General features: G+C 64.8%; 9 protein-coding genes and 1 pseudogene. All 10 read right to left on the reverse strand.

Annotated features, from left to right (window positions below; genetic code table 11):
* Positions 1 to 8: 8 nt before the first annotated feature.
* Positions 9 to 1,514 (reverse strand): hypothetical protein, encoded by a 1,506-nt coding sequence (locus AC1AUD_RS13490; RefSeq protein WP_476574894.1) that lies wholly within the window; start codon positions 1,512 to 1,514, stop codon positions 9 to 11.
* Positions 1,515 to 1,522: 8 nt separating this feature from the next.
* Entirely contained in the window at positions 1,523 to 3,136 is a 1,614-nt protein-coding gene (locus tag AC1AUD_RS13495) for a phage tail protein (protein WP_476574895.1), read from the reverse strand.
* Between the two features lie 163 nt (positions 3,137 to 3,299).
* Entirely contained in the window at positions 3,300 to 3,674 is a 375-nt protein-coding gene (locus tag AC1AUD_RS13500; protein WP_476574896.1) for a hypothetical protein, read from the reverse strand.
* On the reverse strand, positions 3,671 to 4,087 hold the full coding sequence (locus tag AC1AUD_RS13505) for an HK97 gp10 family phage protein (RefSeq protein ID WP_476574897.1): 417 nt from the start codon (positions 4,085 to 4,087) through the stop codon (positions 3,671 to 3,673). The genes AC1AUD_RS13500 and AC1AUD_RS13505 overlap by 4 nt, the downstream gene beginning before the upstream one ends.
* A gap of 4 nt (positions 4,088 to 4,091) precedes the next feature.
* Entirely contained in the window at positions 4,092 to 4,505 is a 414-nt protein-coding gene (locus AC1AUD_RS13510) for a hypothetical protein (RefSeq protein WP_476574898.1), read from the reverse strand.
* Positions 4,506 to 4,521: 16 nt separating this feature from the next.
* Positions 4,522 to 4,902: a hypothetical protein gene (locus AC1AUD_RS13515; protein ID WP_476574899.1), complete on the reverse strand. Its 381-nt coding sequence runs from the start codon at positions 4,900 to 4,902 to the stop codon at positions 4,522 to 4,524.
* On the reverse strand, positions 4,899 to 5,225 hold the full coding sequence (locus tag AC1AUD_RS13520) for a hypothetical protein (protein ID WP_476574900.1): 327 nt from the start codon (positions 5,223 to 5,225) through the stop codon (positions 4,899 to 4,901). Before AC1AUD_RS13520 ends, AC1AUD_RS13515 begins: the two co-directional genes overlap by 4 nt.
* A 2-nt stretch (positions 5,226 to 5,227) precedes the next feature.
* Entirely contained in the window at positions 5,228 to 6,868 is a 1,641-nt protein-coding gene (locus AC1AUD_RS13525) for an HK97 family phage prohead protease (protein ID WP_476574901.1), read from the reverse strand.
* Complete coding sequence (locus tag AC1AUD_RS13530) at positions 6,861 to 8,006, reverse strand: phage portal protein (protein ID WP_476574902.1); 1,146 nt, start codon at positions 8,004 to 8,006, stop codon at positions 6,861 to 6,863. Before AC1AUD_RS13530 ends, AC1AUD_RS13525 begins: the two co-directional genes overlap by 8 nt.
* A gap of 83 nt (positions 8,007 to 8,089) precedes the next feature.
* Positions 8,090 to 8,605, reverse strand: a pseudogene (locus tag AC1AUD_RS13535) (hypothetical protein); the annotation flags it as partial.

The raw sequence follows: 8,605 nt of genomic DNA on the forward strand, positions 1-8,605 counted from the left end.
GTTGCTCCTTACTGCTCGAAGTAGGTGATTTGCGAGAACTCGCCCCATGTGAACTCGGGCATGGCTTGCCATGCCATGCCGATGGGGTTCAGGTCGTCCCAATGGCTCAGCGTGCTGGGCGTCATGGGCAGCGGGGTTAGGGTCAGTTCGTTGGATAGGACCGGTTCGCCGTTCCGCCAGTCGAACGACAATGTGCCGCCGGTGGCGAGCCATGCGCCGGACGTGGCCGGGGTGCCGTCGTCGGCCAATAGTTTGGTGTACCGGGTGTTGACGAACGCCCACAGGCTGGCCGTGGGCTGCAACTGCCGTTCGTACAGGTCGATGTCGAGGTGGCGGCTGCTGGCGGTCAGTTTCTCCGGTCTGAGTCTCAGCGTCTGCGTGGCGAGCCATCGCGCCCACCGTTGGCGTTCGTCGTCGCTTGGCTGCCATGTGCCGCGCGTCCAATGGCCCTGCGAGTCGTCGCGGGTCACGGCGTCGCAGTCGAACGACACCGATTCCACGGTTTCGGTGAGGTTGGCCGGCAACAGGCCTTGATCGCCGATTTCCAGTTCGTCGTCCTCGAACGTGAGCTTTTGGCTGTTGTCGTCCCATTTGACGGCCTTCGTGGACAGGGTGACCTTGCTCACCGGGTCGGGGATGGTCAGCGTGTTTCCATCGACGGTTATCATGCCGCCGTCGGCCACGGTCTGTTCCATGCCGTAGCCGAGCACGCTCAGCGTGCCGTCCGAGTGCAGCGTGATGCTGTGCGGGCTTCCGGCGAAGACGGCGTGGATATGGTCGTTTCCCAGCCCCGTATCGTGCGTTTCGTAGTACAGGGGGATATAGGGGCTGTTGGCGGCCAGTGCGTTGAGCACGGTGGACAGTTCGGGGTATGAGTCCGTGCCGTATGGTGCAGGCTGGGCGGCGTTGGTCTTGAGCCACACGGTGGTCTGGGTGTCCAAGACGGGGCAGCCCAACGCGCGTAGCCGCGCGTTGATCTCATCCACGCGCGCGGCCTTGTCTCCTGTCCAATGCAGGCCGGAGAAGGCCGCGTCGGTCGAGGTCGGGCCTTGCCGCGTGGTGCGGTTGGCGCGCACAAGCGTGCTGTTGGCGTACAGGTCGAGCAGATACGTGCCGTCTCCGCGCTGGGTGATCTCGCCGCCGCTGGTCACGTTGCCCGTGAATATGGTCAACGCGCCTTCGTCCGGCTGGCCCCCGGTGGCGGGCCGGTGGGTCCGGTGGAAGTCCGCCCACGTCATTGAGCGTGGCTGTTCCTGCCAGCTTTCCACGCCGTCGAGGTCCCGCCACACCGGGCGGCGTGACAACTGTATGAGCACCTTCATGCCGGCCAAGCGCGTGCTGTTGCCCGCCAAGTCGCCGGTGCGGTCGATCAGCTGGAAGCGCAGCACGCTGGGGTCGGGCTGTTCCTCGGGTGAATCGCACCCCCAGTCAATGGAGAACGCGGCGAGGGCGGCCGGCGCGTGCTCGTGGCCGGTCGCGTCCTCCCAACCGTTGCCACGATCGATGTACAGCATGGGTTGCCTCATCTGCGGCCCCGCTTCCGCGCGCGCCCGTCCAACAGGCGTTCTATGGCCTTGGCGGTTCCGTCTGGGTCTGCCACCAGTCCGTCGATATGCACTTCATAGGTGGTGTTCTCCACGCGCTGCACCACAGGGCGAGCGTTCACGGCGGCGGGCGTGGACAGCATCGGCAATGCCATGCCGGACGTGCGCGGCGTGGACATGCCGGTTATGGAGCGCACGGGCGCGTAGGCGCGCATGACGGGGGCCGTGTAGGCGGCGGACTGCGCCGCCTGCGCGGACGCGCCGGAGCCGAACCAGCCGGTCACGGTGTCCCATGCGCCCTTGATGCCGTCCCATATGCCAATGACCTTGTCCTTGAGCCATTGGAACCTATCGGCCACCCATTCTATGGGCGCGGCGAACGCCCGCCGGATGCCGTCGCCAATGCCTTGGAAGAAGCCGGTGATACCGTTCCAAGCGTCCTTCACCCATTTGGCGGCATTGCTTCCGGCGTCGCTGACCGCCTGCCATTTGTCGGCGAACCACTGGCCTATGCCGGAGAACAGGCCGGTTATCCAATTCCAGAACGTGTTCCAAGCGTCCTTTATCCACTGGGCGGCCGCCGCGCCGGCCTTCTTCACGCTGTCCCAGTTCATCACCAGCACGGCGATGGCCGCCACCACGGCGAGCACCACCGCGATGATGGGCAGGAAGGCGAGGTTTAGCGAGCCTTGCGCGATGGCGACTATGCCGGCCACGGTGCTGTACGCGGTCATGGCCGCGTTCAGTGTGACGATGACGGCGGCCACGGCAGCGATCACACCGACCAATGGGCCTAGCCATGACGTGTTCGCCTGTATCCACGTCGCCACTTGCGCGAGTTTCTCGGCCATCTGGGTGAGGAACGGCAACAATGCTTTGCCCATTGCGGCCTTGGCGTTCTCAAACGCGGCGTTCATGCGCTGCTGCTGGCCCTGCGCGGTGTCGGCCTCGCGCGCGAAGTTACCCACCGCCTTGCCGGACTGTGCGGTGATGGCCGCAAGCGTGGCTTGCATCTTCGCGTTGCGGTCTCCCTGCTTGTACAGGTCGCCCAATCCCATTGACGCGGCCTGAGCCTGTAGCGTGGCGTCGTTCAGCGAAATGCCGTATTTCTCGATGGGGTCCATTTCGCCCTTGAGCGCGCTAGATAGCGCGTCCACAGCGTCGGCGGTGGTGCCGCCGAACATTGAACTAAGGTCAGCGCCAAGGCCGATCAGTTCGTTTGTCTTGCTTGCCGACTGGTCAACGGACATGCCGAAGTTCTGCAACTGCGAACCTACCAGCGTGGCGAACTCGTTGTATTCGTTCTGGGATAGGCCCACGCTTTGTGCGGCCGCCTTGCTCCATGCCAACATCTGCTTGCTTGAGTCGCCGAACACGGTTTCGACGCCGCCCACGCTTTGCTGTAGGTCGCCGGCTGCCTTCGCACAGGTGGCCGCGCCCGCGCCGATGGCTGCCAAGGCCGCGCCGGCCGCGACGGACGCCTTGCCCACCTTGTCCTTGAATGACATGCTGGCGCGCTGGGCCTTGTCCATCGCGGCCACGGCGCTGGTGGCGTCGCCGATGATGCGAATGGCCAGAATCGCGCTTTTCATGCTTTCGCCTCCCTTGCCTCTTGTTCGGCCTGTTCGGCCTGTTCGCGTTCCTGTTCCAACAGATCAAGGCATGTGCCCCAATCCTCCGGGCTTGGCCCGCTCTCGCGCCGCCAAGCCCACGGCGTGCCGCCGAACCGGGCGGCCAGCACGCATGAATAGGCGTTCAGGCCGTCGGCGTCCCATCGGGGAAAGGGCCGAAGTCCTGTTCCTCACCTGCTGCCGGTGCTGCCACGGCGGCACCGAACATATCGACGGGTTCGGTTTCCGTGTCGTTGGCGATGTCCTCGATGCTGACGACTTCGGCAAGCCACCTGTCGAACGGCAGATCGGTTAACTGGGTCTGGCGGCAGCGCATATAGGCCGAATAGGCGTTGAACTTCACGGCGGCCTCCATGAGGGTGCCCCACCCGTGGGCCTTGCCGTAGGTCTCGGCGGCCGTGCGCTGGAACATGGTAACGGTGATCTCGTCGGTGTGCCCGTCGATGTATCGCACGCGCGTGTTCGCTGGCACGGTGGTGGTTTCGGTGTTGTCGCTCATTTGCTCAAATCTCCTGTGACGATGCGGTTAATGATCTTTTCGACGGCCTGTGAGTACAGGGCCGTCCATTCCGGCTCGGTGTCCTTCGCGGCCTTGTTGGCGAAGTACGTCGCCTTGATGTTGTGGCCGGGCCATCCGTAGTTGATGACGCCGGCATACGGCACCTTGCCCTTGTTGCCAGCGCGCATGACGCCGGCCTTCTGGGTCGCGCCGGCGCGGATGGTGCTCGCAAGCCGACAGGAACGGTGGGGCGCGGTCTTCTTGGCCTGACTGGCGACGATGCCGGCGGCCTCGCGGTTCACCGTCTTGAGGTCTTTCAGATCGTCGCCGGCCTTCTTCAGACCACGCGCCAACTGGCTTGCGCCCTTCAATTGCAAGTAGCCGTTGCCGCCGGCCGCGATGGTTCCGGCCATGCGTTTAGGCGACAGTGTAGGCGCTGGGCGTCACGTTCGTGGCAGCAAACGAAAAGTCGTTGGCGTTCTTGCTCTTCACGTCGCCGCCGATCTGGATGCTGGCGATGGTCACGTTGCCAGTCCATTTCACGGTGCCCGACGTGTTGGGGATGAACTCGAACGGCAGTTCCTCGCCGCTGTGCGTGTTGCACCAGACCTGAAGGCCGTCCATGCTGAAGTCCTCCTTGACGGAGCCGCTCAGCGTCCAGCTTTCGGTCTGCGCGCCGCCCTCGGAATGGCCGTCAAGGAAGTTGTCCGGGTCCTCGGTGTCCGTCGATGGTGCCAGCGTCGTGTTGGTCACGTCCGCCGAGAAGTCCTGTTCGCTGCCGGTCGCGCCGATCTTGAGCGAGCCGGGGCCAAGGGTTCGTACCTTCGCCATGATGTGTTCCTTTCGATTAGTCCTCGGTGAGTTCCAAGGGGTTCAGTGTGATTTCGTAGGCGGCCAGCTTGCCGACGCCGGCCAGCGAGTAGCTGACGGGTTTCGCCTCGCGCATGTTGACCTTGCGTTCCCAGAGCCTTTCGACCACGGGGGTGATGACGTCCAAGGCGTCCACCTGAGTGGCGGTGGTGCCGGCGATCACGTTCACCGTCCACACGCGCTCCTGAAACTGCCAGCCGTCGAACGTGATGGTCGGCGGGTCGATCAGCATCACGGCCTTGCCCGGCAGCGGCCTAGCCTCCTGCGCGTCGATGGTCACAACGTCCACAAGGTCGCCGGCCGCGTCCCTGAGCAATTCCATCAACGCTTCGCGTTCCTCGCGCACGGATACGGTCATGCGATCACCAGCCCGCCGGTGTTCACGCCAGCCGCCTTCAATTTCGGCCACACCGACCTGAGCGGGTCGGTGCTGACGCGGAACGGTTCGGTCACGCCGTCGCCCACGTCCATGACGCCCAGCCTCGCGTCACGGCTGTTGTACAGGTCGGCCGCACAACCCACGATGCAGTCGGCCAGCACGGTGTCGGCCACTTCGGCCGCGCCTACGGCGCTGCCCACATACGCCTTGGCGGCGGCCAGCTTCGCGGCCAAGCGTTCGTCGTCCCATTGGGGCACGTTGACTTCGTTGCGGAGCTGGGCCAAGAGTTCTTCGTCGGTCATGCTCACGCTGCCTTGGCGGCGAACTTGATGGGCAACAGGCCGTCGGTGAACGTGGCGGCCACGGCCATGTATCCGTACACGCTGTAGTTGTCCACGATGTTCACCGGGTCGGTGTTGGAAAGCTGGGTGGGGCCGCCGGATTCCCACACGGTCACGCTGGTGGGGTCGATGAACGCTGCCGTGCCCGTCGGGGCCTTGGGCAGCATGTACACCGGCACGCGCATGAGGTCGCCCACCACGCCGGTGAGGTCGAACGCGCCGATAGTGTCGCTGCCCTTGCCGGAGATGTCCATGAAACGGTTGCCCGAGTCCTTGAGCTTGATAAGGGCAAGCGCCACGTCCTTGCTGACGCCGAGGCGGGTCATTGCCGCGTTGCGGTCGTCCATCACCTCGGCCGCGTCGAGGATGAGGCCGGCCCACTGGTCGGCAGTCATCGCGTCCAGCGTGGCCGGGGCCGCGATGTTGTTCGCGTTCTCCTCGGCGTCGCGCTGCGCTGCGATCAGCGTGTACAGGTAATCGCGCACGGCGTTTTCGGTGGCCTTCGCATAGGCGTTGTTCAGCGCCTTCAAGGCGGTGTTGAGCATGGGCGTGGTCGAACGCTCGATGGTCTGACGGCTCAGGGTGGTGTAGCCGCCGTAGGTGTCGATGTCGGCCGTCTTGGTGCCGAACTTCACCTTGCCGAACTTCAGGTCCGTGCCCTCGCTGGCCTGCTTGGTCACGCTGGTGGTGTCTTCGGTGACCACGTTGTATTCCATCGACATGCCGGTGGCCGGCAGCGTGTCACGGGTCAGGATGTTGGTCACCTTGCGGCGCTGCTCGATCAGTCGCAGATCGTCGGCGATCCACGCCACGGTGTTGCCGGTGTCGCCGGTAACGATGGCGTCGCGGGTCTGGCGCATAAGGTCGATGGCCGTCTGGTGGTTGGCGTCGCGTTCGTCGCTCAGGGCCTTGAGGTAGTCGCCGGGGGTGCGGAACTCTCCGCCCAGCTCGGCCGGCTTGCCCGTCTCGATGCCGGCGGCCACGGTGGCCTTGATGCCGCGCAGTTCCTCGCCGAACGCCTCCAAGCGTTCGTCGATGGCCGCGCGTGCCTCGTTGTTGTTGTCGTTGCCCATGGTGGGTTCCTCGCTTTCGTTGTTGTTTGCGGTGGTCTGGGAACGCTGCCCGGTGATCTGGGCGGCGGGATAGGCGGGGATGCCGGTAACGGCAACCTCGAACAGGTCGATTGCCCTACGGTGGACTTCGGTAACGCCGTCGTCCGACTGGCTGACGCGGTTCTCAACCGGCCTGAAGCCAATCGAAAAGCCGTCGTACACGCCGTCGCGCACCAGTCGCACGGTCTCGCGCGCGTTGTCGGTGTCCGACAGCTTCATAACGACGTGCAGGCCGTCCGGCCGGCGTTCGGTGCCGGTCACCTTGCCGATAAGCTCGCCATGCTCGCGGCTCACCTTCACTGTCTGGCGGGTGCCGAAGTCGCAGTCGGGGTCGATGACCTCGGCGTAGTCGCCGAACAGGCTGTAACGCTGGTTGAAGGGCACGGCCACTCCCTCCAAGGTGGTGCCGTCCCCGGTGTCGGCCTCGCGCAGCTCGATGCCGGTAAGGTCGAGCGTGCGCGTCTCCATAAGCCTGTTGTCGATGTCATTCATTCGTGTTGCCTCCGATCTTTTGAACCACTGCCGTCTGTTCCGGCGTCAATGCCGGCAAGCCCTCGCGTTCGCGCACGTCGTCCACGGTCAGCCACCCGCTGCTGATAGCGGTCTGGTAGGCGTTGTACCGGTCGGCCATGTCGGCGCGGCGGCTTGAATCCCAGTCGAACCGCACGGTTCGGCCGCGCGGCAGAAGACTGCTTAACAGTTCCTCGATCTCGCCGGTGTAGGCGGCCAGCGTGTAGTCGGCGAACTCAATCCACGATTGCTCGATATTGCTGTACGTAAGGTTGCTGCCGTCCACGGCGGCCAGCATGATGCTGGCGGGAATGCCCAGAAGGCGCGCGATCTGCGTCGTGTCGAACTTCTGCGTCTCAAGAAACTGCAAGTCGGCCGGCTTCATGTCCAAGGGCACATAGGTGAGATTCGAGCCGACCACCTTGATGTCCCCGGCCTTGCCGGCCTTGCCCCAATCGTCCTTCGCCTGTTTCGCGCTGTCCGGGGTGATCTTCTGATCTGACTTCAAATAACCTTTGGCGTTGCTGCTATCGGTGTAGAAGCGGGCCTTGTAGTCGCGTGCCATCTTCGCACCCTCCACCTCCTCGCGCGCCGCCGAAATGGGGCCAAGTCCCCTGAGACGTCCGGGGACGTTGAGGAACTTCAGGTGGGTGATGTCGTCGGGCGTGTACTCGCGGCCAAGATACGTGTAGCGAAGCACCGGGGCGGCCGGGTCCCGCCCGTCGTCGCGCACCGTCACCAACGCGGGCGGCAGCACTTGGCACGACACCACTTCGCCGCCATAGCGCAGCTTGCGCACAAAGGCGTTACCGTCCAAGCACAATGAAGCCACGATATCGCTTATGAAGTCGCGGCGGCTGCGGTTGGCGTCCGGGTGGTCAACGATCGAGGCAAGCGTGTTGAGCTTCACGCCGCCGCGCATCTCGTGCAACGGCAAACCGGCTATGGCGGTCTGCAACACCTGCACGCCACGGAACACGGTGGACAGCTGCAACGGGTCATAGGCCGGCGTGCGGCTGGGCGGCATGATCTCCGGCGGAATGTCATCGACGGCGGCAACGCCGCGCGTGATGATCTTCCCGGCGAAGCGAAGCCGCGCGAAAAAACCCAAGTCGTTCATGCGCCACATCATGCGCCCGGCCACGTTGGTGGGACCAGCGGCGCGCGCCCCAGTCCGCCACAGTCCGCCACAGCCGGTCACGGCTAGAAGATTTGCAAGGGGCCTTCTGGTTCGGGCCGGTGGGAGACGCCCCACGCGGCCAGCATGGCGCTTTCGAGCGGCGAGGTCTTGCCAGTGCTGCCACGACGGCTCACGCGCCATGCGTCGCCCGACCATGCGCGCGCGCTGTTCGCGGCGCTGGCGTCCAGCTCGGTGTCTGCCGCGTGCCGCACGGTGTTGTTCTCCAGACCGGATACGAACGCTTGGCCCACGCTGAGGTAGTCGGCGGCCTGCATGTCCACGAAACGCACCACGGGGTCGCCGTTGGCGTCGTTCAACGCCCTGAGCCGGTCGCACAGGTCGCCGTTGGGGCCGCGCGAGTCCATGCACAGGGGCGCGTGGTAGGTGGCGCACAGGCGGGTTATCTCGCCGGGCGCGCCGCCGGTGCCGTCCAACACCTTGAGCAATTGCACGGTAACAGTGCCGTCGGGTTCGGAGATGCCGGCGCTAATCGACGTATGCGTGGCGTCAACGTCCACGGCCGCGCCGAACACCACCGG

The organism is Bifidobacterium sp. LH_730 (assembly GCF_056355835.1).

Bases quoted from the DNA above. Each gene is read 5' to 3' on its own strand.
- AC1AUD_RS13490 (WP_476574894.1), bottom strand. From the start codon at position 1,514: ATGCTGTACATCGATCGTGGCAACGGTTGGGAGGACGCGACCGGCCAC.
- AC1AUD_RS13495 (WP_476574895.1), bottom strand. From the start codon at position 3,136: ATGAAAAGCGCGATTCTGGCCATTCGCATCATCGGCGACGCCACCAGC.
- AC1AUD_RS13500 (WP_476574896.1), bottom strand. From the start codon at position 3,674: ATGAGCGACAACACCGAAACCACCACCGTGCCAGCGAACACGCGCGTG.
- AC1AUD_RS13505 (WP_476574897.1), bottom strand. From the start codon at position 4,087: ATGGCCGGAACCATCGCGGCCGGCGGCAACGGCTACTTGCAATTGAAG.
- AC1AUD_RS13510 (WP_476574898.1), bottom strand. From the start codon at position 4,505: ATGGCGAAGGTACGAACCCTTGGCCCCGGCTCGCTCAAGATCGGCGCG.
- AC1AUD_RS13515 (WP_476574899.1), bottom strand. From the start codon at position 4,902: ATGACCGTATCCGTGCGCGAGGAACGCGAAGCGTTGATGGAATTGCTC.
- AC1AUD_RS13520 (WP_476574900.1), bottom strand. From the start codon at position 5,225: ATGACCGACGAAGAACTCTTGGCCCAGCTCCGCAACGAAGTCAACGTG.
- AC1AUD_RS13525 (WP_476574901.1), bottom strand. From the start codon at position 6,868: ATGAATGACATCGACAACAGGCTTATGGAGACGCGCACGCTCGACCTT.
- AC1AUD_RS13530 (WP_476574902.1), bottom strand. From the start codon at position 8,006: ATGAACGACTTGGGTTTTTTCGCGCGGCTTCGCTTCGCCGGGAAGATC.